This is a genomic window from Chryseobacterium sp. B21-037, from assembly GCF_028570785.1.
Taxonomy (GTDB): domain Bacteria; phylum Bacteroidota; class Bacteroidia; order Flavobacteriales; family Weeksellaceae; genus Chryseobacterium; species Chryseobacterium proteolyticum.
This window is the reverse complement of the sequence record NZ_JALGCB010000001.1, coordinates 2272976-2299505: the sequence shown is the minus strand read 5'-3', so window position 1 is coordinate 2299505 and position 26530 is coordinate 2272976. Positions and strand designations below refer to the sequence as shown.

22 protein-coding genes and 1 tRNA gene are annotated in these 26530 nt (G+C 34.9%); 12 read left to right on the top strand and 11 right to left on the bottom strand.

What is annotated here, in order from left to right:
• Positions 1-45: 45 nt before the first annotated feature.
• Both MTQ00_RS10030 and MTQ00_RS10025 read right to left on the bottom strand, forming a co-directional pair.
• Positions 46-1008: an alpha/beta hydrolase gene (locus MTQ00_RS10030; protein ID WP_273648726.1), complete on the bottom strand. Its 963-nt coding sequence runs from the start codon at positions 1006-1008 to the stop codon at positions 46-48.
• Between the two features lie 27 nt (positions 1009-1035).
• Positions 1036-1959, bottom strand: a complete 924-nt coding sequence (locus MTQ00_RS10025) for an AraC family transcriptional regulator (protein ID WP_273648725.1) — start codon at positions 1957-1959, stop codon at positions 1036-1038.
• A gap of 177 nt (positions 1960-2136) precedes the next feature.
• On the opposite strand from MTQ00_RS10025, the gene MTQ00_RS10020 reads away from it, so the two are divergent.
• Positions 2137-3666, top strand: a complete 1530-nt coding sequence (locus MTQ00_RS10020; protein ID WP_273648724.1) for an aldehyde dehydrogenase family protein — start codon at positions 2137-2139, stop codon at positions 3664-3666.
• A 291-nt stretch (positions 3667-3957) separates the two neighbouring features.
• Positions 3958-4341 (top strand): DUF779 domain-containing protein, encoded by a 384-nt coding sequence (locus MTQ00_RS10015; protein WP_273648722.1) that lies wholly within the window; start codon positions 3958-3960, stop codon positions 4339-4341.
• Between the two features lie 77 nt (positions 4342-4418).
• Here the strand turns inward: MTQ00_RS10015 and MTQ00_RS10010 are convergent, their stop codons facing one another.
• On the bottom strand, positions 4419-5624 hold the full coding sequence (locus tag MTQ00_RS10010; protein ID WP_273648720.1) for a dicarboxylate/amino acid:cation symporter: 1206 nt from the start codon (positions 5622-5624) through the stop codon (positions 4419-4421).
• Between the two features lie 94 nt (positions 5625-5718).
• Between MTQ00_RS10010 and MTQ00_RS10005 the strand changes: the two genes are divergently transcribed.
• Genes MTQ00_RS10005 through MTQ00_RS09995 form a run of 3 tightly spaced genes read left to right on the top strand, consistent with a single transcriptional unit; the run spans position 5719 to position 7505 of the window.
• Positions 5719-6633, top strand: a complete 915-nt coding sequence (locus tag MTQ00_RS10005; RefSeq protein ID WP_273648719.1) for a J domain-containing protein — start codon at positions 5719-5721, stop codon at positions 6631-6633.
• A 3-nt stretch (positions 6634-6636) separates the two neighbouring features.
• Entirely contained in the window at positions 6637-6939 is a 303-nt protein-coding gene (locus MTQ00_RS10000; RefSeq protein ID WP_273648717.1) for a chaperone modulator CbpM, read from the top strand.
• A 41-nt stretch (positions 6940-6980) separates the two neighbouring features.
• Positions 6981-7505: a hypothetical protein gene (locus tag MTQ00_RS09995; protein WP_273648715.1), complete on the top strand. Its 525-nt coding sequence runs from the start codon at positions 6981-6983 to the stop codon at positions 7503-7505.
• A gap of 39 nt (positions 7506-7544) precedes the next feature.
• On the opposite strand, the gene MTQ00_RS09990 is transcribed toward MTQ00_RS09995, so the two are convergent.
• Positions 7545-8528 (bottom strand): PLP-dependent cysteine synthase family protein, encoded by a 984-nt coding sequence (locus MTQ00_RS09990; protein ID WP_172279634.1) that lies wholly within the window; start codon positions 8526-8528, stop codon positions 7545-7547.
• A gap of 124 nt (positions 8529-8652) precedes the next feature.
• The gene (locus MTQ00_RS09985) at positions 8653-9882 is read right to left on the bottom strand and encodes an ABC transporter permease (RefSeq protein ID WP_172279632.1); all 1230 of its coding nucleotides are present in this window, start codon (positions 9880-9882) and stop codon (positions 8653-8655) included.
• Positions 9883-9886: 4 nt separating this feature from the next.
• On the opposite strand from MTQ00_RS09985, the gene MTQ00_RS09980 reads away from it, so the two are divergent.
• The gene (locus MTQ00_RS09980) at positions 9887-11083 is read left to right on the top strand and encodes an exo-beta-N-acetylmuramidase NamZ family protein (protein WP_273648712.1); all 1197 of its coding nucleotides are present in this window, start codon (positions 9887-9889) and stop codon (positions 11081-11083) included.
• Here MTQ00_RS09980 and MTQ00_RS09975 read toward each other — a convergent pair.
• Genes MTQ00_RS09975 through MTQ00_RS09965 form a run of 3 tightly spaced genes read right to left on the bottom strand, consistent with a single transcriptional unit; the run spans position 11080 to position 13107 of the window.
• The gene (locus MTQ00_RS09975; protein WP_273648711.1) at positions 11080-11286 is read right to left on the bottom strand and encodes a hypothetical protein; all 207 of its coding nucleotides are present in this window, start codon (positions 11284-11286) and stop codon (positions 11080-11082) included. The two genes, MTQ00_RS09980 and MTQ00_RS09975, sit on opposite strands and share 4 nt — an antisense overlap.
• Positions 11287-11290: 4 nt before the next feature.
• Positions 11291-11923 carry a DUF3575 domain-containing protein gene (locus MTQ00_RS09970; RefSeq protein ID WP_273648709.1) on the bottom strand — a complete coding sequence of 211 codons (633 nt, stop codon included), beginning with the start codon at positions 11921-11923 and terminating at the stop codon, positions 11291-11293.
• Between the two features lie 8 nt (positions 11924-11931).
• Positions 11932-13107 carry a thioredoxin family protein gene (locus tag MTQ00_RS09965; RefSeq protein ID WP_273648707.1) on the bottom strand — a complete coding sequence of 392 codons (1176 nt, stop codon included), beginning with the start codon at positions 13105-13107 and terminating at the stop codon, positions 11932-11934.
• Positions 13108-13334: 227 nt separating this feature from the next.
• Between MTQ00_RS09965 and MTQ00_RS09960 the strand changes: the two genes are divergently transcribed.
• From MTQ00_RS09960 to MTQ00_RS09940, 5 genes are all read left to right on the top strand, one after another.
• Complete coding sequence (locus MTQ00_RS09960; protein WP_172279622.1) at positions 13335-14441, top strand: helix-turn-helix domain-containing protein; 1107 nt, start codon at positions 13335-13337, stop codon at positions 14439-14441.
• Positions 14442-14606: 165 nt separating this feature from the next.
• On the top strand, positions 14607-15626 hold the full coding sequence (locus tag MTQ00_RS09955) for an alpha/beta hydrolase (RefSeq protein ID WP_273648705.1): 1020 nt from the start codon (positions 14607-14609) through the stop codon (positions 15624-15626).
• A gap of 3 nt (positions 15627-15629) precedes the next feature.
• A complete protein-coding gene (locus MTQ00_RS09950; protein WP_273648704.1) occupies positions 15630-16310 on the top strand; it encodes a hypothetical protein in 681 nt (226 codons plus the stop codon).
• A gap of 257 nt (positions 16311-16567) precedes the next feature.
• Complete coding sequence (locus MTQ00_RS09945; RefSeq protein ID WP_273648703.1) at positions 16568-16852, top strand: hypothetical protein; 285 nt, start codon at positions 16568-16570, stop codon at positions 16850-16852.
• Positions 16797-17246: a 4'-phosphopantetheinyl transferase family protein gene (locus MTQ00_RS09940; RefSeq protein WP_273648701.1), complete on the top strand. Its 450-nt coding sequence runs from the start codon at positions 16797-16799 to the stop codon at positions 17244-17246. The genes MTQ00_RS09945 and MTQ00_RS09940 overlap by 56 nt, the downstream gene beginning before the upstream one ends.
• A 162-nt stretch (positions 17247-17408) precedes the next feature.
• Here the strand turns inward: MTQ00_RS09940 and MTQ00_RS09935 are convergent.
• The 3 genes from MTQ00_RS09935 to MTQ00_RS09925 all read right to left on the bottom strand — a co-directional run bounded on the left by MTQ00_RS09935 (position 17409) and on the right by MTQ00_RS09925 (position 22778).
• A tRNA-Phe gene (locus tag MTQ00_RS09935) sits at positions 17409-17481 on the bottom strand.
• Positions 17482-17636: 155 nt separating this feature from the next.
• Complete coding sequence (locus MTQ00_RS09930; protein WP_273648700.1) at positions 17637-18983, bottom strand: DUF3472 domain-containing protein; 1347 nt, start codon at positions 18981-18983, stop codon at positions 17637-17639.
• 675 nt (positions 18984-19658) lie between these two features.
• Complete coding sequence (locus MTQ00_RS09925; protein ID WP_273648698.1) at positions 19659-22778, bottom strand: M60 family metallopeptidase; 3120 nt, start codon at positions 22776-22778, stop codon at positions 19659-19661.
• Positions 22779-23639: 861 nt separating this feature from the next.
• Here MTQ00_RS09925 and MTQ00_RS09920 point away from each other — a divergent pair.
• On the top strand, positions 23640-26516 hold the full coding sequence (locus MTQ00_RS09920) for a SusC/RagA family TonB-linked outer membrane protein (RefSeq protein WP_273648696.1): 2877 nt from the start codon (positions 23640-23642) through the stop codon (positions 26514-26516).
• The last annotated feature ends 14 nt before the right edge of the window (positions 26517-26530 follow it).

Sequence of the window (26530 nt, the reverse complement as noted above, 5' to 3'; positions counted from 1 at the left end):
TTTGGATTTATTAATTCTTCCGAAATAAAAAATCGAATCTCTTTTTTAATATTTGTTATATATCATAATCTTTTTATTTGCTTTCAAAAGCCACTCCCTATAAATCCCCGGCCACGCCGCAACCTCACTTCCTTTCTTTCCCAATCCCCAACCATGTCCTCCATTCTTAAACAAATGCATTTCAACAGGAACATTCACCTTCTTTAATGCATCATCCATTAATATACTATTCTCCACAGGAGAAATAGGATCATCAATTGCTTGTGCTAAAAAAGTTGGTGGTGTTTGACTATTCACCTGCCTTTCCACAGAGAATTCTATTTCCTCGGAAGTTGATGGATTTTTCCCAAGAATACTCTTAAAAGCATGGGTTTTATTATTCGGGGGAAGCATTGAAATAACCGGATAAATCAATCCTACAAAATCGGGTCTTGCAGATAGAGAATCTATATCGTCGACGGGTTTATAAAACATCTTATTAGGTTGCGTGGCAATCATTCCGGCTAAATGTCCACCGGCTGAGAACCCTAAGATGCCAATTTTATGAGGATCTATACCATAATTTTTGGCTGAACTTCTGATTATTCGCATAGCTCTTTGTGCATCTTCAAAAGGAACATTGGTCGTCTTCCAACCTTCTTGTGGCAATCTATAAATAAGTTCAAAGGCAGTTACTCCTTCTGATGCTAACCAATTCGCAGTTGGTGTACTTTCTTTTCCTAATTCTATGTGAGCATATCCGCCACCACTAATGACTAAAATGGCTATACCATTTGGTTTTTTAGGTCGATGAATAATTAACCTTGGATCAGAAACATGAGTGACAGACCCTTTATTAGTTATCATTTCTGCGTTTATACTACCTAGTTGATCAGGCATATTGCTTTTTGCCCATAAGGAAATTTGCTCCAGATCGGATGAAATCTCAAACTTGTTTGTAGAAGTTTGGGAATTGTATTTACTACTTGAGAAAAGTAATATGGTCGCGAAGGCGAATAGTCGTTTCATGTCATATTTCTAAAAGAAATAAGATTTTTATTCAAAGTATATAACCTTATTCTGATAAGTCTTTGGTGTTACTCCCACAAGTTGTTTGAATACTCTTGTAAAATAATTTGTATCTGAAAAACCTGTTTGATAAGCGGTTTCTTTAATGCTATTCTGAGTAGCCAATAATTCTTTAGCCCGGTTGATTCGCTCTTGTAAAATGAAATCATTGGGTGAAGTACCTAGTTCATCTTTAAACATTTTAAAGAAATTTGATTTGCTGACATAAGCAAGTTTAGCAATGCTGTCAATGGAAAGTTTCTGATGAAGATTTTTTTTGATATAATCGACGGCAAAACCTATTCTCGATTTATTTTTTGCAATATTCTTCTCTACCATACCTCTGGCCTGGGTCTGCATCAATCTTATCAAAAGTTCCTTCAGGGCAAAATCAGCCATGATGTCTTTTTGAGAATTATCATCCATAGCGATCCTCATGATATTGTTGGTAGCGGAAGCCAGAGATTTATTATTGAATAGAAAATACTCATCCAGCTGAATATTCCATTGAGAAGTTTCATCCACCTTTGGTAATGTGTAATTTAAATGGTTAAGCGAATCTTCTATAAAATCAGGATTAAGACTTAATGAAATACATTGTGATGGAGTTTCATCAGCTTCAGGAAAATCAATAATCATTGTTTCTCCTGGTGCTACCAGTATGCTCTCTCCTGGAAAATAATCAAAATATCCTGTTTTATTTTCCAGTTTCATATGCTTTTTTCCTCTCAGCATAGCGGTAAATGCAATGGTATCAAAATGAAGTTTTACACCAAAAGCAGTTTCATGGGTTTCATAGATACTGAACTCACAATTGTTGAGATTGAATTTCGTTTGGTTTTCAACAAGGCTCATCAGCTGATTTTCTTTTTTCAGATCAGGAGTATTTAATAAAAACTTATTATCATTCATTTCTATACATTTTTAAAACCCATTCTATCAAATATAAGAAAATATAAAATCGAGGTATTGTTAAAAAAGTATAAAATTCCTGGCGAATACGATTTTGAAGTTTTTTTGTAGGATTATGCTATCTGTTCTTAGTGGGGAAATGTAATTTGGCTTAACAGAAATTAAAAACAATACGATATGAGCACAATAACAGAACAAAAATCAGAAACTGTTTTACAGTGGCCTGATTTCAAAAGTAAATATGATAATTATATTAATGGTCAGTTTACAGCTCCGGTGAACGGACAATATTTTGATGTAGTTTCTCCAGTTAACGGAAAAAACTTTACCCAAGCGGCTCATTCCTCCAAGGAAGATTTAGAATTAGCGGTAGACGCGGCTCACAAGGCATTTCAAACCTGGAAGGATACTTCTTCAACGGAACGAAGTATTATTTTAAATAAGATTGCAGACAGAATAGAGCAGAACCTTGAATACCTGGCAACAGTAGAAACTATCGACAACGGTAAAGCTGTGAGGGAAACCCTTGCTGCAGATTTACCTTTAGCAGTAGATCATTTCAGGTACTTCGCTTCTGTAGTCCGTGCAGAAGAAGGCTCTCACAATGAATTGGATAAAGATACCGTTTCTCTTATCGTACATGAACCCCTGGGAGTTATCGCACAAATCATTCCATGGAACTTTCCTTTATTAATGGCTATCTGGAAATTGGCCCCTGCATTGGCAGCTGGAAATTGCGTAGTATTAAAACCGGCAGAAAGTACTCCTGTTTCTATCATGGTTTTAATGGAAATAATCGGTGATTTGCTACCTGACGGAGTAGTAAATATCGTAAACGGTTTCGGGGCAGAGCTTGGCCGGGCTTTGGTAACCAATCCTAAAGTCTCAAAGGCAGCTTTCACAGGTTCTACAGCTACAGGACGTTTGGTGATGCAGTATGCAACTGAAAATATTATTCCTGTCACACTGGAACTTGGAGGCAAATCTCCGAATGTTTTCTTCAGCTCTGTAATGGATGCGGATGATGAGTTTTTGGATAAAGCTATTGAAGGTGCCGTTCTTTTTGCTCTTAATCAGGGAGAGATTTGTACTTGTCCTTCAAGGTTACTGGTTCAGGAAGATATTGCTGATGCTTTTATAGCAAAAGTAATTGAACGGGTAAAAGCGATTAAAGTTGGAAATCCTTTAGATAAAACCGTAATGATGGGTGCCCAGGCTTCCCAGATTCAGAAAGATAAAATATTGTCCTATATCAAATTAGGGAAAGAAGAAGGTGCTGAAGTTCTTGTGGGTGGTGATGTAAATAATGTCGGGGAAGGTTTAGAAGATGGATACTACATTCAACCCACAATTTTTAAAGGTAATAATAGAATGAGGATTTTCCAGGAAGAAATTTTCGGGCCTGTTTTAGCTTTTACCACTTTTAAAGATGAGGAAGAAGCAATAAAGATTGCTAATGATACGATTTATGGTCTTGGTGCAGGAGTATGGACAAGAGATGCACATCAATTGTATAATGTGCCCCGTAAGATCCAGGCAGGAAGAGTATGGGTCAATCAGTATCATTCTTATCCTGCAGGAGCACCTTTTGGAGGATACAAACAATCCGGAATTGGAAGGGAGAATCATAAAATGATGCTGGACCATTATCGTCAGACTAAAAATATGTTGATCTCTTACAACAAAAACAAATTAGGGTTCTTTTAATTTTTTTTAACATCAGGGCATGTCCGTTTGTTCCGTTATTTAAGCGGAGCAAAACGGCCGGCCTAATCTGATACTATCATGTTTCGTATCCGTTCCATAAGGCTCATTATTAATAAACTTATGAGGGAGAATTTTTTCGCCATCCTATGATTAATACTTAAGTTTAGGTAACCTGACATTTTTGTCAGGTTTTTTGAATAATTCTAAGAGTAAATGATGATCTTTACTAACAATCTTACATGAAAAATTGGTAGTTTATTGCAGTATAAAAATCAACTTAAACCTACAGAAATGGAACCCAAAATATCCAGGTTATCTGCTACGGAAAAAGCGCTTGAAGTTATCTGGCAGCTAGAAGAAAAATATGGAGACCTGATGTTTTATCAGGCAGGCGGTTGTTGTGAAGGTACTCAGCCTCAATGTTTTGAAAAAGGAGGGTTTTTTCCAAGAATGAATGATGCTATGATAGGTACAGTCAACAGACATGAATTTTGGATCGATCGCGATTTGTTTGAGTATTGGAAATATTCTCACTTTACATTAGATGTTGTAGATGGTTTCGGACCAGGTGGTTTTTCTCTGGAAACACCTTTAGGAAAAACATTTAAAGTACATTACAAGCTTTTTACTCCTGAAGAATACAAAAATTTGGAACCGGTAAAACGCAGCGAATAACTCTAGCTGATCTGTAAAATCAGAGAGAGTGATAGAAACTAATTTTGAGTATTCCTCTTAAAAATTATAGTAGCTTCTCAACCATCTACCTTTATGAACCTGCTTACAAACATGGCGGCCACAACATTTCCTACGGCATTTAGAACGGTAGCTAATGGATCTACCAATGTTCCGATAATCATTACGGCAGGAATCGCTTCATGAGGTAATTTATATACAGAAATCATCAGGAGCTCACCGATATAACCACCATTAGGTATTCCGCCCTCAACAATACTTACAAATATTGTAATTCCCAAAGCTAAAATCAGGTTGGAAGGCTCAAAAAAATCTTTTCCGATAATTAGAAATGCGACATAAATCTTGATGATTGAAGATATGGATGATCCGTTTTTATGTAAAGTAGTTCCAATCGGAATAACGAGATTCGCAATAGAACTTGGTATTCCGATCTTCGAAGCTGCTTGCAAATTTGCAGGCATTGTTGCAAAGCTACTGCAGGTACTTAGAGCAGTTAGCGTAGGATAGGGTGCATTTGTCCAGAAATCCTTGACTCCTTTTTGCCCGTTGGCCATGAAGGTATATAGTGTGAAAAATAAAAAGAAATAGATGGTTCCCATTATGTAGTAGATACCTAGTGGCTTTCCGTAAAAACCAAAAAGCTGTGGACCCACAGTAGCAACCTGATAGGCAAAATAAGCCCCGAGCCCGATCGGAGCAAGCTTCATAACCAGTAAAAGCAGCTCTTTCATGACCTCGTATCCTGAAGCAAGGAAAAGTCTGAATGGCTGGCCGGTTTCTCCCGTTTTTCTTGCCGCAAAACCTGTTAAAAAAGCAAATATTAGCAGGGCGAGCATATTCTTTCTGGAAAACAGCTCTGTGAATTCACCAACTGTAAAGAAGCTTACAATCCTGTTTCCCCAGGTTTCATTGTCATTACCTTCAGAAATGATCTGTGAACTTCCTGAAATAGGAGACATAGGAAAAAGATAAACAGCAATAATGGTAAAAACAGCTGCTGTTAATATAAAAAATAAAAAGGTAAACGACATCATCGCAATGATCTTTCCAAATTTTGATTGTTGCTCTAAAGATGCTATAGAATTAGACACAGCAAAAAATACCAATGGAACAACGCTTACAAAAAGTAAATTAAGGAAAATGTCTCCAAGCGGTTTTATATAACCTACAAAATCGGGAGCAGTGATCCCGATAATACTTCCAACTATGATTCCCAAGAGTAAAAATAAAATTCCAGAGTAGTTTTTAAATACTTCTTTCATGTATTGCTTTTTACCAAAGATAGGCTTATTTTTAACATATTATTGTATAATTTTCAGGGTTAAATTTTTTAAATTTGAGTAAATAAACGTTTCTATGGCTTATATAGATTACTATAAAATTCTGGGGGTAGATAAAAAAGCATCGCAGGAAGATATCAAAAAAGCATACCGAAAGCTGGCTCGAAAATTACATCCCGATCTTAATCCCGATGACAAAGAGGCTGAGAGAAAATTCAAGGAACTGAATGAAGCGAATGAGGTTCTCAGTAATCCGGAAAACCGAAGCAAATATGATAAGTACGGAGAAAACTGGAAACATGGTGAGGAATATGAAAAGGCTCAACAGCAACAAAGACAATATCAAAATCAAGGGCAAGGTTACAGTGGTGGATTCTCCGGTGCAGATTTTGGAGAAGGAGAGGACTTTTCAGATTTTTTCCAGAGTATGTTTGGACAAGGCGGAGGTTTCGGAAGAAGCTCCCGAGGTAGTGCTTCCGGGAAATTTAAAGGACAGGATGTACAGGCTGAGCTTAATTTACATCTTAGAGATGCTGCCAAAACACATCCCCAAACGTTTGAGATTAATGGCAAAAAAGTACGGATTACAATTCCCGCCGGAGTTTATGATGGTCAACAGATCAAATTAAAAGGTCACGGAAACCCCGGTATCAATGGAGGTCCTTCGGGAGATTTGTACATTACATTTAATATCTCACCTGATCCTGATTTTGAGAGGGTAGGAGATGATCTTAAAACGAAAGTTACTATTGATCTTTATACAGCTGTTTTGGGTGGTGATGTAAAAGTAAATACCCTGGACGGAAGCGTTAATTTAAAGGTTAAACCTGAGACTCAAAGTGGATTAACGGTGAGGTTGAAAGGAAAAGGGTTTCCCGTATATAAGAAAGAAGGTCAATTTGGGGACCTGTTCGTAACATATGAAGTGAAGTTGCCAACAAACCTTACTGAGAAACAAAAAGAACTTTTTGAACAACTTAAAAATTCTTAGATCATGGAAGAAAGAATATCACGGGAAGAACTCGTAAAAATATATAATATAGAAATTGCTTTCTTTGATGAGCTGGTAGACTGCGGCTTACTTGAGGTACAGACTGAAAATGATGTGCGCTATTTGATGTATGAAGATTTACCTGCTTTTGAAAGATTCACGAATTGGCATTATGATCTGGAAATAAACCTTCCCGGTTTAGAAGTTATTAATGATATGCTTCAGAAAATGACTGATCTTAAACAAAAAAATAGAGACTTACTGGCCAAACTTTCTGCAATAAGTGATCGATATGAGGATATTTAATTTAGTTTTGCAATCTGTAAACAAATTAAATTTTTTATACAATGGGTGACGAGAAAGTGATCAGACTACATGTAAACAGAAAAGATTTTGAAGAGATCTACTTTAAAGGAAACCAGGGAAGTTTGTTTTTCTCATCGGAGACCAGAAGTAAAACCATTATCACTATTGTTGTCGCTCTGATTTTTCTGATTACATTTTCCTTAAAAGAAAATTTAAGTAAAGAAAGCTTTGGAATTCTATATTTTATAAGTTTTGTTTTTCTTCTTTGTGCTGTATATCTTTCGGTAAGCATCAATAAGGTGTCCAGATGGAAAAAACAGGTCAAAAGATATCTTAAATCACTTGAGAATGCCGGTATTTATGAGATAAGATTCAATAATGAAACTTTCAATGTTAATCTTAATGAGCAGCATGAACTCAGCAGGTGGAGTGAATTTGTAACTGCAGAAACCCATGAAGACTATATTTCGATGGAAGGTAAATACAACTATATGTTTCCTGAAAAGTCAATGAGTAAACAGGATTACAGCGTATTGAAACAGGTAATAAAGAAAAATATTAAATAAAAAATCAGAGCAGATCGCTCTGATTTTTTTATTTGCTTTTTAGTCTAGCCAGCCCATTTCCTTCATCCATTCATCATTGTAGATTTTACCTACATATCTTGAACCATGGTCATGGAGTAAAACAACAATCACGTCATCTTTGGTAAACTGATCTTTCATTTGTACCAATGCTGATATAGCACTTCCTGCTGAATATCCACAGAAAATTCCTTCTTCTTTTGCAAGCTTTCTTGCATAAATGGCACCATCTTTATCCGTTACTTTTTCAAAATGATCGATAACCGACATATCATAGTTTTCAGGAATAATATCTTCTCCGATTCCTTCAGTAATGTAAGTATATGCGTGATCATAGTGAAGTTCACCGGTCTCATGGAATTCTTTTAAAATAGAACCATAAGTATCAACACCAATTACTTTTATATTTTCATTTTTTTCTTTGAAGAACGTTCCACATCCTGTAATGGTGCCTCCTGTTCCGGCTCCGACTACAAAATGAGTAAGTTTTCCTTCTGTTTGTTCCCATATTTCAGGAGCAGTAGATTCATAATGTGCTGCTCGGTTGGATAAATTATCATATTGATTCACATACCATCCGTTTTCAGTTTCTTTGGCTAATCTTTTTGAAACCGAATAATAAGAACGAGGGTCCGTAGGCTTCACATCTGTAGGACAAACAATAACTTCTGCTCCTACAGCACGTAAAATATCACATTTTTCTTTAGATTGTTTGGAATTGGTTACAAAAATACATTTGTACCCCTTGATGATAGCGGCAAGAGCTAATCCCATTCCTGTATTTCCGGAAGTTCCTTCAATGATTGTTCCGCCCGGTTTTAATCTGCCGTCTTTTTCGGCATCTTCGATCATTTTAACGGCCATTCTGTCTTTTACAGAATTTCCCGGGTTGAAAGTTTCTACTTTGGCTAAAACTAATGCAGGGAAATCCTCGCCCAAAACTTTGTTAAGTTTTACTAATGGAGTATTTCCGATAGTTTCAAGAATATTTTTTGCGTATTTCATACATAATTTATAAGCCTTGCAAAGATACAGCTTTAAAATTATTTATGAAGTTTGGCCACATGTAAAATGAACTATTAACAGATAAAGTATATTACCTCAATTGGGAAGAATAAACAATCTGAAATTAATTGTATTTGATCGCTTTAACCGGTGAAATCTTGCTGATCAGATAACTTGGAACGATCAATGCCAGTGCCGATATAATTAAAATTCCTACAGAGATTGAAATAATAGCAATAGGATTAAGGTCTACGGGAACTGTACTTACATAATAATTTTCAGGATTCAGCTTTATAATTCCAAAAAACTTCTGTAAAAGTAAGAGACCAAGGCCTATAATATTTCCGTATAAAAGCCCCGGAACCATTATTATTAAGGTATAATTAATAAATGTAGCCCTGATCTGGGAATTGCTAGCTCCTAAAGTTTTTAAGAGACCGATTGAATTCGTCCTTTCAATAATAAGGATCAAAAGAACCATGATGATATTAATGATTACCACAATAAGCATGATAATAATGATCAATGCAATATTGGTGTCAAAAATACTGATCCAGTCTGTAATCTGTGGGAATTTTTCTGTTGCTTTTTCCGCGTAATTTTTATAGCCGATAAGCTTTTCAATTTCCGGGAAATCACTATCGATATCATTTACATTTTTAAAGAAGATATCCAGACCACCAATGTCATCCGGTTTCATATCCTGAATTTTTCTCACATGGTTGATTCCACCGATCACAAATTGTTCATCAATCATTTTAATGTCCGTTCGGTAAATTCCCACAACTTCAAATTTTCGATAAATAGGTTTCTGATCCGCCTTTGAAAATATGGTAACAATACTGTCTTTCACTTTTAAATGAAGGTCATTCGCGATCTTTTGTGAAATAGTTACCCCATGGTTATAGCCGACCTCCGTTACTTTGGGTGTTGTGCCGGCAACGAGAAATTTTTTAAAACGGGCACTGTCAAAGTCCTTGCCTACACCTTTGAAAATAATGCCTGCAAAATTATGCTCATTCCGCATAATTCCTGTAACCATAGCATATTTCTGAACACTTTCAACATCCGGAAGTGCTTTTATTTTCTGAATATTTAATCCCTGCTTATCAAGCACAGAAGTATTGTATGAAGAATTGGATCGTGTGGACTTTACGGTAATATGTCCGCTGAAATCTGCCAGTCTTTCTTTAATAGCTTTTTTTGAGCCAAATCCTGTAGATACGGTAATCAATGATACAATGATTCCTAAAGCTACAGAAAGCCTGCCTATGAAGATGATAACCCTTGAAAGATTATTTTTGTTATCTTTGGAAAACGCTATTTTTCTAGAGAAATATAAAGGAAAGTTCAAGCTTATGAATTTAGATTTCAAAATTAAAAATTTACTTCTTATTTGCCTAATTTTTTTAGGAGTATTCAATCAATATTATTCTCAGAATCAAACAAAAGATGGTTTTAAGACCGGTGCCGACCAGCCGGAAGTTTATTTACCGCTGCTAAAGGGAAAAACAATTGGTATTGTTACCAACCAAACGGGTTTGATGAAAGATCGTACTCACCTGGTCGATTTTTTAGTAAAAAACGGGATTAAGATAAAAGCTATTTTTGCCCCTGAGCATGGCTTTAGGGGAAATGCTGATGCTGGTGAAACTGTTAAAAATGGAGTAGACTCAAAAACAGGTGTGCCTATTGTTTCTTTATATGGAAGTAATAAGAAGCCGAAACCTGAACAGTTAAAAGGAATTGATATTGTAGTGTTTGATATTCAGGATGTCGGCGTCAGATTCTATACCTATATTTCAACGTTAAGCTACCTTATGGAGGCCGGAGCTGAAAATAATATTGAGATAATGGTATTGGACAGGCCTAATCCTCACGATGGATATATTGATGGACCTGTTTTAAAAAAGAAATGGGCTAGTTTTGTAGGAATGCATGAAGTTCCGGTTGTCTATGGTTTAACCATTGGTGAGTATGGAAAAATGGTCAACGGTGAAAAATGGCTGAAGAATGGAATGCAGGCAACATATATTTTGGTTCCTATGAAGAATTATCATAAAAAGCTGCGATATGCTATTTCTGATAAGCCATCTCCCAACTTACCTAATGATAAAGCAATAAATTTATATCCGAGTTTATGTTTTTTTGAAGGAACACAGGTTTCTGTAGGAAGAGGTACAGATAATCCCTTTCAGGTATATGGTTCTCCCTGGACAAAAAGTCTTCCTTATCAGTTTACTCCAAAGCCTAATTTCGGGGCAAAAGATCCGTTCCTGAACGGGCAACTATGTTATGGAGAAAATTTATCTGAGTATCCGAATGATTTGAGGGAACTTAGTCTGGAATGGGTGATCAAAGCTTATAAAAATTACAAGAATCCTCAACAGGATTTCTTTCTTAAAAACTTATGGTTCGATACTTTATCCGGAACTGATGAATTAAGAAAACAAATCATTGCCGGTAAATCAATACAAGAAATAAAGGCTTCGTGGAAGTCAGATTTAGAAAAGTTTGAGAAAATCAGATCTAAATACGTGGTGTACGAAAACTAATCGAAATCTTGTGGTGGGTTTTTGTCATTTTTACCTTTATTAAGGATAAAAAGCCCCACTGTTAATCCGATCACTCCTGCTGAAGCGGTCATTATTGCCCTTTGTAATTTGTCTGGGGCATCATTTCCAATGTAATTCATTAAAAAAAGGATAACAAAGGTGATAACCAATATAATAATGTGATTTTTTCCAAATAGTTTCATCGTGTTATTTTATTTTGTAAGAAATCATTATTCCACCTCTATATGGTAAAAACTCACCACTTTTGTTGAACTTTTTAGCTTCATCATAACGTTTTCCTGTTGCACGGTCATAACCTTTATAAAAATCTTGAGATGTGCCCAATGTTCCATATACATCCAGATTCCAGTTTTCAGAAAGTTGAAACTGATATCCTGCGGTAACACCAATTATTACAGAAAGTCCTTTTTGATACAGATTTGATTTTTTAAATTGTTCGCCTCTGTCATTAGTGTATGTACCAGAACCCCAGTAATTCCATTTTTGCAATACAAAAGAAGATGCTGCAAGGTTGGCACCCACATACCAGTGTTTGAAAGCTTCATCAAAATAATATCTACCCTCTAAGGAAACAGAATAATATTGAAATTCATGTCCGGCGAAAGATTTCCATGGAGAAACAAACACATCACCCTGTAAAGTATATTTTTTACTAAGCTGATATTCTAATCCTCCGTTTAGAACTCCTATTGGAAGAAAAAGGGCATTGCCTTTTACGTATAAACTTTTCCCCTTTTCTGTAGCCTGTTCCTGTTCCTGGGCATTCAAATTTCCTAGTGAAAACAGACTTATAAAACTTACCAACAATTTATATTTCATTCTGAAGTTTATTTGATTTGTTTAAGCAATCCATCGGCCAAAGTTGCGTCTTTATTGGATTGAACAGCCATATTTTTCGACATTTCAGCATACGTTTTTGCCATATCTTTATTTCCTGTTAAGAAATAGAGCTTTGCCAGAATAAAGGTGTTTTCAGAAGTCTCTCCTCTCATAACAGATTTCTCTGCCCATTCAACCGCTTTCTTTAATGAGGATGTTGTTTTTACATGCTCGGAGAATATCCACGCGGCTTTAAGTAATTGATTAGGCTCAAAGGAATCAGAATTTTTGTAATATGCTAAAGCTGCTTTTTCATATTCAGGAAAATTATTATTTTGTTCATAATAACTAAGTTTAGTCTGATTCAGCTTAATTTCAGCCTCATATTTCCCCACCAAGGGTTCTGCTGTTTTCAGAAAATAGTCATCATTTACCCTCTTATTTTTGTCGTCAATCGATTCGGCTACTACCTTGGATAAAATAAGCTGATGATCAAATTCTTTATAGGTTTCCTCAGGAAGATATTTGATAATTTCTGATTTTCTGGAAGCGAAAATTTTATAATTAGGATCCTCAACGGATTTTAAAAAGAATAAAAGAAATCCAATGTCATCTTTAGACAGTTCTTCAGTTTTCTTTTTATTTTCAAAGTATCTTTCAGAGGCTTTTTTTGCAAAATCAAAATCTGAAGTAGAATTTAATTTCATTACGTTGATCAAAAATTCAGGGTCTTTTTCACCCGATGCAAAACGATCTTTTAATGACCCTTTTTTGTTATTGGGTGAATTGATGTCCTGTGCCATCGTTAGGAAAACACTTTCTTCCATATAACCGAGATTTTGAGAGATGAGCTCCCCATCACCGTTCAGAAACAAGTAAGTCGGATAGGAACGAACTCCGTATTTGGCAGCAATTTCTCTCCCTTCTCCTTTCTCCATATCAAATCTTGCATTTACAAAATTGGCGTTATAATAATCTCCCACCGATTTCTTTGTAAATACATTTTTCTCCATCAGTTTACAAGGGCCACACCATGAAGCGTAAGCATCAATGAAAACTATTTTGTTTTCTTTCTTAGCTTTGGCAATTAGGTCTTTAAAAGGGATATCCTGAAACTGGATGGATTCCTGCGCAAAAAGAATTACAGTGAAAAAAACAAATAATCCGGAGATAATCTTCTTCATTCGATTAAAATTTGTAGGCGAAGATAGTTAATTTTCAAGAGATAGATTGAAAATGAGAAGGCCAGATAGAGGACATTAACTAATTTTAAGAACTAAATTAATCAATTGTAAAACTTGTTTTCTGTATCCTGTCTTATTTAATATCATTCAATAGAAGTTATTCTTTATTTTTGTGAATTAGATGATTATAATTTATTGGACTATTAACTAAAAAACTGAAGCTGTTTATGCTTTATCTTTCCGGGGTTTTTATTGCTTTCTTTTTGACATTTCTTTTGCTTACAAAACGGAATAAAAGCTCTGCTGATTTTATTTTATGTGGATGGTTATTTACAATTGGTGTCAATTTATTAACACATTATCTCTTTCTTACTCATCAGTATAAAGAATATCCTTCTTTTATACTTTTAGGTTTTACACTACCGTTACTTTATGGACCGTTTTTATACCTCTATGTAAGAAAACAAACTTCTCCTAAACCTTTTTCAGCAGTACAGCTGTTACATTTTTTACCTTTTGTGATATGTAATTTATCTTTTCTTTCATTTTATATGGCACCCTTTGATGAAAGGGTTAGTATTTTTAAACATGAGGGAAGGGAATTCGAGATTGAATTGCTTTTCAGGCTATATGGTATATACATTTCAGGAATCATTTATGTGATCATTTCTTTATTTATTTTATATAGATTCCGCAAAAATATGGTCCAGCAGTTTTCAAATACAGAAAAAATAAACTTTAAGTGGTTGTTGTATCTTATTATCTGGATTGGGCTGATCTGGGGATTGGTTCTTTGGAATGACAATGCAAATATTATTTATGGTGCAGTTGCTGTTTTTATCATGTGGTTGGGATATTTCGGGATCAAGCAGGTACAGGTTTTCAATCATTCTAATTCATTTTTTACTGCTGAAGAAAGCCTGACAGAAGTACTTAGATCTCCAATAGCAATTGGTGAAGATAAAAAGTATCAAAAATCAGGATTAACACAGGAAAATATTGATGATATCCATTGCAGATTACTTGAGGTTTTAAGCGAAGAAAAACCGTTCATAAATCCCAATCTCACCTTAAATGAATTGTCTCAGTTGCTTAAAGTCCATCCGAACTATCTTTCCCAGGTAATTAATTCTAAGGAAAATAAAAACTTCTACGAATTAATTAATGAAAAGAGGATAGAAGAGTTTTTGCACAAAATTTCGGAACCGGAAAGCAGGCAATATACTTTTCTGGCTATTGCCTTTGAATGTGGTTTTAATTCCAAAACATCCTTCAACCGGAATTTTAAAAAATATACGGGTATTACCCCTACTGAATACCAAAAAAAGCTGTAATTCTTATCTTTTTATAGTTTCATCTTCCAGGGAATGGTTTCATGTTTCATATAATATTGGTAATCAGGTTTTTATATTGGTTGTTTTTCTTGGGTCAGCTTTCCTGTTGGGGCGTATAGCTTTTGGGTTTGATGAATCTTTGCATCAATATTTTAAACCCAAACTATGACAACATTGAGAAAAAAAAGAGGGTTACTGACCTCTTTTACAATTTTTGCATTACTGTTCTCCTGTACTGATGGAAGAACAATTGATGAACCCGGAAACTTAGTTCCTAAGACAGTTGATCAGGATTCTTCATTACCATCAATACGCGTGAATGGCTCTCTGCTCCATTCCGAAGCATTCGGCCCTGAAAATGGGACCCTAATTATTGCTATCCATGGAGGACCGGGAGGTGATTACAGATATTTATTAAATTGTAAAGATCTCGCTAATAAAGGATACAGAGTCGTTTTTTATGATCAGAGAGGTTCTGGTCTTTCCCAGCGTTTTCCTAAGAATTCATATAAATCATTAGGAGCAGGAGCTATTGATCTTATGTATGACGAATTATCCTCAGTAATAGCTTATTACCGTAAAAGCTCTAATCAAAAAGTAATCTTATTAGGGCATTCCTGGGGAGCCATACTGGCTTCAGGATATGTGGGAAAGTATCCAAATGCTGTTCAGGGTATTGTTTTATGTGAACCGGGCGGATTGAAATGGGATGATATTACTGACTATGTAAAAGAGTCCAGATCATTTAAACTCTGGAGTGAGATCTTGAATGATGCAGCCTATATTGATCAGTTTATATCCGGAAAGGAGGATCAGCACGAAATACTGGATTATAAAATGTCTATGCTGACATCGAAAAACGATATTACTGGTGAAGGAGACTTTGATCCCGGCATGAGCTGGAGAAGTGGGGCTGTAATTATGGATGCATTATTTGATGTAGGAGAGGAATACAATTCCGATTTTTCTAAGGGGCTGCAGAATTACAATGCTCCTGTGTTATTCTTTTACAGTGAAAGAAATAAAGCTTATCCTGATTCCTGGGCACAGAAAATTACTTCAGATTATAATCATGTGGAAAAGGTTAAGGTTTCCGGTGTTGGACATGATGGTATTATTACCAATCAGAATGTATGGAATTCCCAGACCAAACCTAAAATTATCAATTTTATCAACAATCTTTAACAAATGAAAAATAATAAACTATATATAAAAATAGCTTTTTTTATACTGATCTTTAATGTTGTGAAATCACAAACGGTTAACTGGGCTGGGCTTGAAAATGGAGAAAGACATATTCTTAATGCAAACATTGGTGCCGAATATGGTGCTGTTTTGGGGCTAGGATACGGATATAAATTTCATGGTAAGTTATTTCCCACAATTGTAAATATTGAGGTCTCCACACCGGCTGGTGAAGATTTATTTGATGACTTTAAAATAAAAGCAGGAGCTCATGTGAGATGGATAAAAATTAGGGATTTCCAATTTTCAACAAAAGTTCAGGGAGTTTTCCGGAAGTTTGAAAACGAGAATGTTCAGCTTCTGAATTTTGGGGTGGATATGTCCGGAACAATTGGGTATTACAGGCAGAGATGGTTTGGAGCGTTGGAAATTGGCTTTGATAAAGCCATTGTTACTCATTTCAAACATTCCGATCACTATAAAGAAATTTATCCGGCAGTAAAAGATGGCTGGTATGAACCGGCGACCGGAGGAAACTTTTATGCTGCCATACAAGGAGGATATACATTCAGCAACCAGGAAATATATCTGAAAATAGGAGGGATTGTTTCTCAGGATTTGAAAACGAAACCACAACTGCCATATCTTTTGCAGGTTGGATATAATTACAACTTGCCTTTTTAAGTGTTAATGCCGGATTTTACCGGCATTTTACTATTGTTTGTAGCTAATTATGCTCCCAGATAGTACTTCTTAAATTCTGTTTCAGTTTAGCTTAATAATCCCATAAGCTACATCGGCAATAGTACAAATTTTTCGAAATTTTAGTGATGACAATAAAATGGTTTTTGATAATTTTGAAGTAAAACAAGAGTTAAACTCGATAATTTTATATGCATGTGTTTCTTATCGCTATTAATTAATTTAGACATAGAAAATAATTGAAAAATTCTGCCGATATTAGCTTTAATTTAATGCGGGTTTTATATACATTTATCGAAGAAGCGAAACATCAGTATCTGATGGATAAATATCTGATAATGAATTCTGATGAGTTTGTTACAAGACTATTAAAATTCAGAAGATGGCAGGATGCACAATTGTCTTTGTTGGGAAGAGTTCTTCCAAAATATGGATTAGATCATTATTTTGATAGCAAGGATTTTGAAATTGGACGCACTCCCGTATTACAAACCCTATATAAAAAACCACAACCTGCATTTTAATATATCTCATGCTGGTAATCTGGTTATTTGCTGTATTAATGAATCACCCGTAGGAATTGATGTTGAATATATCAATCAGGAAGCCGATTATGAAGAATTCAAATTTCAAATGACTTCTGGTGAGTTGGAAAAAATACATTTTTCAGAGGATAAAGTACAGTCTTTTTTTACGTACTGGACGGAAAAAGAGGCTGTTATTAAAGCACATGGAAAAGGAATGTTTATTCCTTTAGATTCTTTTGAAGTTAATCATGGTCAGGCTATTATTGAAAATGAAATTTTTTATTTGAAAGAGATTTATCTTGACAAAAAATATCAATGCTGTATTGCGGCTAATGAAGATATCAGGGAAAAGACGATCTTTGTCAAACGATTAAATGTAAACTTTTTATAGTAAAAATCATCCGGGGAAGTTAGGAGTTGTTTTCCTATATGAAAGATTAAAGAAAAGGAAAGTGCCTTTTGTTGTTTTAGGTTTTGAAATGATAATGGTATTATTTCAGAGTAATCTTGAAATACAAATCATAAAAAAACCACCTTAAAAAAGGTGGTTTTGTGGTTTCTCCAGGAATCGAACCAGGGACACATGGATTTTCAATCCATTGCTCTACCAACTGAGCTAAGAAACCAATATGATAGTTTTGTGTTACTTCGTTGTTTAAAGTGGGTGCAAAAATAGTAATTTTTAGCTTACCATGCAATAAAAACTGAAAATAAATAAAATAAAAAAGCCAGTTTTCGTTTTGTTTAAAACTAACTGGCTGGTTATTTTTATGTTGTAATTTTAAGGAAGTGTCGAAAAATTAATATTCGGAGCCTGGGTAGGTGCAGTAACAGAAAATTGAGAACCGGGTGCAACAACAGTATTAAAGAATCCTCCATTTTGTAAAAAGAAAGCATTGCCACTCGTTCCTCCCATTGCATCTATTCTTTGTTGTGCATTGTAGGTATTGTCTACACTGAATTTTGCTCCTGAAATAGCGATCCAGTTGCCATCCGAAGTTCTTGCCCATTGATTTTTGAATTCTGCTTTTCGTCCCTGATATCCATTCTCCGGATTAAAATTTTCAACAAAACTGTAGAAGCTCTTAAGATAAGTGCTGGTTTGAGGTCTCTTCCAGCTGGCAATAAGTTTCCATGTTGTGGTATCAGGCGATAAGAACCAGGCTGTAAAATCAGTTTTTCCACTACCATCCGGCTCTCCTTTTAACAGGAATTTATAGGTTTGTCCTGCTGTCCAGTTGTATTTATAATAGCTTTGGCCTCCCGAACCTTCATTGCCGAATTCTCCAACTGTTACTCCGGTTCCGGCTCTGTTTAAAATGATTTTATGATCAGGAGGAACATTATTCGGATCATCTGTGTCAAACGGACTCCATACGGAGAAAAGGATTCTTCTTTCTGTAGCAGAGTTTACCTGCATTCCAAAATAGCCGGCACTAAACCCGTTTGCCATAAAATAAGAGCCTATCTTGTCTTCTCCGGCCGGAACAGTTACTTCATTGTAGTAATAGCTCACATTACTGGTTGTTGGAATTGTATAGTTCAGATGGCATGACGGCCCTCTGCGTGCCCAATAATAGTAGGAAGGATCATTACTGTAAATATTGGTTCCGGTAGAAGCTGCTCCACTAAAAGTAATATCCGTAACATCTGCAAAGTATCCGCCTGTTTTGGTGACGCCCTGAAGATCAACTTTTACATAACCCGGAGAGGAAATAGTAAAATCTCCAACAGAATAATCTGTATAAGCTGATCCAGTTAAAGTAACATTTTTGGATGTGTTACCGATTGTTATTTTTACTGTGCTGGTACCGGAAGGTACAGAAGCTTTTAATCCGATATGTAAGGCTCCAGTATTGCCCACCTTGAAATAAGTACTGATCACAGTGTTGGAATTAGTCCAGTTACCCAATTTTGTAGAAGTAATAACTTCGGATGCACCCGAAGGCTTTACTGTTATAAAAGAATTTCCTGCGACCGGAACATTGAAGGAAGACGTGGTTTTTAAAGCTGAAGCGCTTTTTTGTGTAGTAACAGTGTCCTCCGCTACTACAGTGGCTTCTGCACACGACTGAAAAATAAGTAAGGCAACACCTAAAAAGGTATTTGTTAATTTTTTTGTCCTCATAATATGTTTGTAATTTGATTTACGTCTACTAATTTAATTTTTTTATGGATATAATAAAAGTTTATTTCACATATTGTAGATTAAATAAAAATCTAAATTTATAATATTAAAAAGTTGTTAGTGCAGTTGTATAATTTTAAAGATTTTATACTTTGTCTTTTCAGGAATCAGACATGTATTAAAGAAGTTTAGAGGAGGCATTAAAAACTCATTAGATATCCCCATAAACCACCGATTTTGTAAATTTTTCTTTAAATAGAGGGCTTATCATAGGTTGTTTTCCAGAAGAAATAATTACAGTAGTAATTTATGTATTTTTTAACCATGGTTAAATCCCTTTGTTTTGTACAAAACAAAGGGATTTACAACATAATCAGATATTTATTTCAACCATTTTAATGTGTTAATTTATCCAGTTTACTTACTGATGGCTATCATTTTGATTAAATTAATACAAAATGCTATAAGTTTATTTACACCAATTTTGTAATACTAACTATAAAGTGATATTAAATAAAAATTGGTATTTACTTATTTGCTGACAATAATATGCTCGGCAGTATAAAAAATAACTTTTTACTAATCAACAATCTTCGGCAATCGCTTCAAGCATTCATTATTTTTAAATATTATAAACTGTAACAATTTGCTGGATTGTAAAGCTTATAAAGAATATTATTCTTTAATAATCTTAGATTGATAGGTATTAGTTCCATCATTTATTGAAACAACATAAATTCCAGTTTTCAAATCTTGAATTTTATCGTTAATTTCCTTATTTATCTCTCTTAAAGAGCCTTTTGCTAAAATAAGTGGCTTCCCAGTCAAATCATACAATCCTGCTTTCAGATTTTCTTTTGAATTTTTAAAATCAATAACTAATTTTTGGCCATTTTTTAAAGGATTCGGATAAACAGTAAATTCATTATTATTTTTCTTAATATCATCAACAACTAATGTAATTGCCGGATAAACCAGTATTTTTTGTCCATTGTATCCCACGGCATAGACCTTCATTGCGTTCGAAGGATAATCTACATAAGTATTTGTCAATGTAGTATCTCCTGTTCCTACAATAGAAACACTGATTAGCTGGCTACTTGAATTATAGGTTTCAAAGGCAACAGCATTACTCCATTTAGAATTATCTACCAATAAGAACTGTCCTTGTGTATTGGTTGTGATCTGTGCACCAACACCCGTAATCCCTGAAACAGGCTGCATATTCTTGAATGCATTTACACTATTCGCTGAAAGATAATTGATGACCGGAGATACAGGTTTGGCATATCCCTTTGCCAGGACATAGCTTTTCACATCATCAATCATGCTTTGGGTAATTGTCATTTGAGCATTGGTGTAATCTGATATTGTACCGTTTATTGGCTTTAAAAAACCGGTGCTAGTGAAGAAATCCGTAAGGTCCTCTTGTACGGCGTCACAGGCATTTTTTACAAAATTCATTACCAATTGCCCTTGGGTAAACTGGCTTTCGTTTGTATTTCTTACTTTCTCAGCTACTGTAGCAAACCAATGTGCATAATCTACTCCCGGACCTGTAGGGGTAACTGTAGGGGTATCTTCATCAGACATATCTGAATCAAATGCAAGGGTTGCAGCACCTTTTGAAGCGCCTGCCAATTGATAATACAATTCTAATTGCCAAAATGGAATAAGGCTTCTGAAATTCGCATCAGCGGGATTCACATAATCTGTTCTGAATTGATCCATAATACTTTTCCCGTTAATTTGTGTCTGAATAATAATTTCTCCAAATCTGTTTCCAGCTACTTTAGGAAAGGCTGTTTTATCGGCAATTTCACCTTCCAGCCTTGTAAATCTGTTACTCCCTGTAGGTAAGTACATATTATAATAGGCCCACAATGAGTATAAATTGTTAGTGATTTCTGTTGTACCAACCCATTTTAATCCAGGCCTTACCTGGTTGATATGACCTAATTCATGTCCCACACCCCAAATATCAAGTCCTGATGCTGAGGTTGAATTGGATAATCCCCAAGTAAGATCTAAATGAACTCCTAAACCTCCAGCAAACCATCCTCCTGTAGATTCCATATAAACAAGCTGCCTGTTTTTAAAGTTTTTATTGAATTTATAGAAGCCCATCATTTCTCTTTCAGACTTGGCAATTGCATCATACTTATCTATCAAAGGCTGGGCGGTTGTGAAATGGAAATTGCTTACCGCAGACTTATTGGTAACCAGTTTTGTATAATAACCTTCTATATCAATTTTTGGATAGACATCATTAGTCAGCATTTCTGCCCATTCTGTAGGGGTTGTACCTTTTTTATAAATACCATTTACAATACCTGCTGTGATATTTACAGTTACCGGGGCGGCATTTACATTATCAGTGTAATATGAAATATATCCCAAACCTGTATTAGCAATAGCGAGAATATTTATTCCATTTTTTAGTTCGTATGTTTTTTCAGGGGACGCCCCTTCAGTAGCAAAATCTCTTATTTTTAAGTAAACTTTGTTTTCAGAGGTAATATCTTTCGCAAAAACAATAGCAGTGGTATTAGGCTGGAATGCTATCCCTGTAGGGTTTTCATATCCGTTATAATTTCCAATTTTATATTGGGTATTTATTGATTCAATTGTCTTATATGCCGTAAAAGTCTGTACCCTATATTTTTTATTGTAGGTATTATTAAATAAACACTGAGCTAATCCTTTTATGAAAGGTGAGGAAATGGCATCAATATCCTGCTGGGTTACATTTGTTTTTAAAGCACTGAAAATAGAATCATTAAAAATATTTGAATAAGCTGAAGGATCAAAACTATTAGAACTCGCCTGAAAAAATTCCATTTCGGCACAGCTTGCAAAGTTATTTTTACCATCAAGAACTTCAATTTTTATAGTTAAAGGAGTAATGGCGGAAGGAAAATTTACCGTTTTTATTGCAGATGTCTGCCCAAAATTTTGAGTAGAAATAGTAATGTATGCTGGATTAGAAATTGTATTATAACTTATTTTTACATTTCCAAAAAGTCCGTTTGGTCCGCCATCCTGTCTGGGTGTGTACCTTAAATAATTTATAGCTGTTTGTCCATTAAACTTGTAAATCAGAGAAATAGGAAAAGTAGCTGCTGTTGCATTCCAACTACAATGATAAAGTGTACTTACATCACCATCAAAGGATTTCTCTATATTTTCTCCCGATTGGAAACTTGAGGCCGAAGATCCTGCCACCTGAGGCAATACTGGGATATCTGCATAAGCTGAAAACTCATTGGTTGCCAGTGTACATTCTGTTTGTACAGGATCCATCTGTTCTGTAGAATAAAATTCCATCTCAGCACAACTTGAAAAATTATTTTGGGCACTGAGGACATCAATCCTAATAACAGCAGGATGAACTATTGCTGTCGGCAAATCTATAGTTTTTGCCGTATTATCAGCTGCCCAGGAAATAACCCCGGTTGCTGTTATAAAAACTGTAGGATCGGATTGGGTAGAATAAGAAACTTTCACACTTGTCCAGATTCCGTTTGGGCCCGTTGTTCTAGGTTTGTAGACTAACCTTTTTATACTTTTTACCCGGTTGGAAAATTTGAAATTTAACTGGTCCGGAAGTGCTGTACTCAAATTGTATTGAGAATGATAAAGAGTATTCACATTATTATCAATACTCTGTCCAGCCTCCTGTCCTGATTGTGCGGGCTGTAACGAATTTACATATGCTACAGACATCTTATACTGCTGTGCGAAAGCTGTCTGTAAAACGAGTAGAAATGAGAGAATAAAATAATTGTTTTTCATTTGGTGTAGATTTTTGATTAAAAAAATAACAAAGTAATAATCTATAGCTGTTAGACAAATCCAGCTTTGATTTGTTTTTGAATAGTAATTGTATTAAGCAATCTTCCCAGATATTAATTATCCACTATTTGTGAGTTGATAGCTCAAAACTTTATCCTAAAAAGACTTTTTACAGATAAATACTTCTATTACACTCCTGTTAAGTTTGCGATATATCTGAACTAAAAACCTCCTTTCCAAAATTAACAATTAAAGTAATTGCACAAACTAGTACCTACCTGTTTTTGAATGTTCACTACCAGTTGACTTATTTAAGACGCTTTGAAAATTAATTCTAAACATGCTTATAAAGATTTTTAACCTTTAAAAAATTCGTTTTAATATTTGATAGTGATCCATGAATGACAAATTGAAAACACTTTTGTAATGGAAAAAATCAATATGTAAATGGGTTTTTTCTCTTGAAAAATAGAGAAGCAATAGGCATGGCTGCCAATTTATAACCAATTTCTAAGAGCTTCTTAATAAGGCCGTATTCAAATGATTTTCAAACTGGTGGTAAAGGGATAAAAACTGGTGGCTACCCGTATGGAGGTATGGTGTAAAACTATACATTTGGGTTACATAGGGTTAATATTAAAGTAATAGTTAGTTCACATTCAGAAAAGGAAATAAGAAGAGGGTATATAGTGTATTTGGATATAATCGGGAGGTTTCACTTTACATATTTTCCATTTGTGCCGGATACTGTAAAATATGGAAGATCACCATTTTTTTGTTTTTGCCTGGAAAAAATGGTAAGTGATACGGTTTTAGAATTCAACATCATCTGGATAATATTGTTATAAAAGTCAATAAAATATGAAGAAAACTACAATTTGTATTTTGAGTGCAATTTTAATGTCATCTATCACATTAGTGGATGCACAAAAAACTAAAAACAAACCTTCGGACTCTACCTCTAAAAAAGTAAAAGATCTGGAAGAAATTGTTTTAGTAGGATTCGGAAAACAGAAAAAAGGAACTGTTTCCGGATCTATAGCTTCTGTTGATAAAAAGATACTACAGGATCGCCCAACAACAAGCTTAACAGCAAGTCTGCAAGGTGCTTTACCAGGAGTTACAATTAAGTCTTCTTTGGGAGATGTAGGTTCTGTTCCTACCTTGAATGTAAGGGGAAGGAGTGTTGCTGGTAATTCTCCACTCTATATTATAGATGGTATTCCCTCTAGTGCTGCAGATTTTTCCAGATTAAGCCCAGCTGATATTGAAAATATAAGCATTTTAAAAGATGCTTCAGCATCTATCTATGGTGCAAGAGCTGGCTATGGGGTGGTTCTTGTTGAGACTAAAAAAGGCGGTGGAGGTAAGATGAGTATAGGTTATAATATGTATAATGGTTATCAGACGCCCACCTATTTGCCTAAGTATGTAGATGCTGTTGAATATATGAAACTGAAAAATGAAGCATATTATAACGCTAATAATAATGTTGGTCATTTTTCTCAATATACGCAAGATCAAATAAATCTTACAGCTGCCGGTACAGACACCGACAGATACCCAAACACAGACTGGTATAAAGCAACTTATCGAAGAATGGCAAATGTGCTTAATAATGAGATAAATATATCAGGTGGAGATAAAACTCGTTATTTCGCAAGTTTAGGGTATTTGAAACAGGAGTCTCTATCACCTACAAAGGGTATGGATAGATATTCTTTTAGGACAAATACATCCTCTAAATTGAGTGATAAACTTACAGTAAATTCTAATATATCATTTATCAAACAAATGATCAATGATCAGGGCGGTGTTATTAATACTGGAGAATTAGCAAGAATAACTCCTACTATGGTATTAAGACAATCCAATGGATGGTGGGGATCTGTTAATGCGGGTAAAGTAGATAATACATTTGCAAATACCAATCCTGTAAGAAACAATGTAGAGGGAGGAGATTCTAAGTCAAATGATCAAAAATTTATGGGGGCATTATCTGCCAATTACACTCCTGTAAAAGGATTAAATGTAAATGCTCAAATTAACTATTCAAATTGGAACTATCGTTTAGGGACTTTTGTAAATACACTAAACCCCGTATACAATTTTTTAACTAATGTTCCTATTAGTTCAACTGCGAGAGCAATTAATAACTATTCTGAGTCCTGGAATTCTGATGAATTACTTAATACTCAGGTCCTGATAAGTTATGAAAAAAACATATCATCACATTATTTTAAATTGTTGGGAGGTACTTCGTACGAAGACTATACAACTAGATCCATATCTGGTAAAAAATCCAATATACCAAAAGATGGATTACATTCTTTAAGTGCTCTTAGTACCCTTGACGGAACCTTGGATGAATTAAATTCTAATACTCAGCAATATGCTTTCCAGTCTGTTTTCGCTCGTATCAATTATAATTATCAGGAAAAATATTTTTTAGAAGGTATCATAAGGGCAGATGCATCCTCACGTTTTGCCAAAGAAAATAGATGGGGATATTTTCCTGCAATTATGGCTTCCTGGAGATTAGATAAGGAGAATTTCATAAAAAACCTGAGTTTTATCAATACACTAAAATTAAGAGGTTCTTATGGCAGCACCGGATCTATCAATACCATTGGTTATTATGACAATCAGACCTATATGGATAATACTTCTACAGTTCTGGGGAATACTATAGTAGGGGGTGTGGTACCGGGTAAGCTTGGATTTTTAGGCATAGGCTGGGAAACAATTGTTACCAAAAATATAGGTCTGGACGGATCTTTATTCAATAATGCTTTCACTTTCTCGGTAGATTTATATAACCGTCTTACAAAAGGAGCATTAATGAGCAACCAATTAGAATATGAAACTGGTGTAGCAGAAAACCAAGCACCGCCCATTAATGCGGGTAATGTGGAAAATAAAGGGATAGAAATTACTTTGGGATATAATAAAAATTTTGAAAATGGGGACTTTTACATCAATGCAAATTTTGCTAAAAACCGAAATAATATTCTTTCACTCATCAATAGTAAGACCTTATATAATGATTATTGGATAACACAAGTAGGAGGCTCAATTGGTGATTTCTACGGATATAAGACTGCAGGTCTCCTAACCCAAGAAGATATCAACAATAATTATCCTAAATTATACAGTAGTTCTCAAGTTGGTGATATAAAATATGTGGATATTAATGGAGATGGAGTTGTTGATGAAAAAGATAGAACAGTAATAGGAAATGATGTTCCAAGTCTTACCTATGGTCTAAGTATAGGGGGTAGATATAAAAATTTTGATCTTAGCGTAGTGGGTCAGGGGGTGGCTAATGTTAAGGTATATCTGGATAAAGAATCTTCTCAGGCATTTTTTAATGGTGCCGGTGCAAAACAATATGTTTCAGATAACAGATGGACTCCGGAAAACCCGAATCCTAATGCCCTGTATCCTAGAATACTGCCATCAGGGGGAGGAACTCAAAATATAGGTGTTATTTCAGATTATTGGCTTTTTGATGCAAGTTACTTTAGAATTAAGTCTATTACTTTGGGATATTCTATTCCTAAGGAAACAATTAGCCGCATAGGACTGACAAAATTCAGAATATATGCCAACTTAGAGAATTACTTTACATTGAGGGGAGATAAACGAATGAAAGATTTTGATCCTGAAATGCCCAGTAGCCGTTCAACATATCCATATTTAAAAACCATATCGTTTGGTATCAATGCAACTTTTTAATTTAAAATTAAACA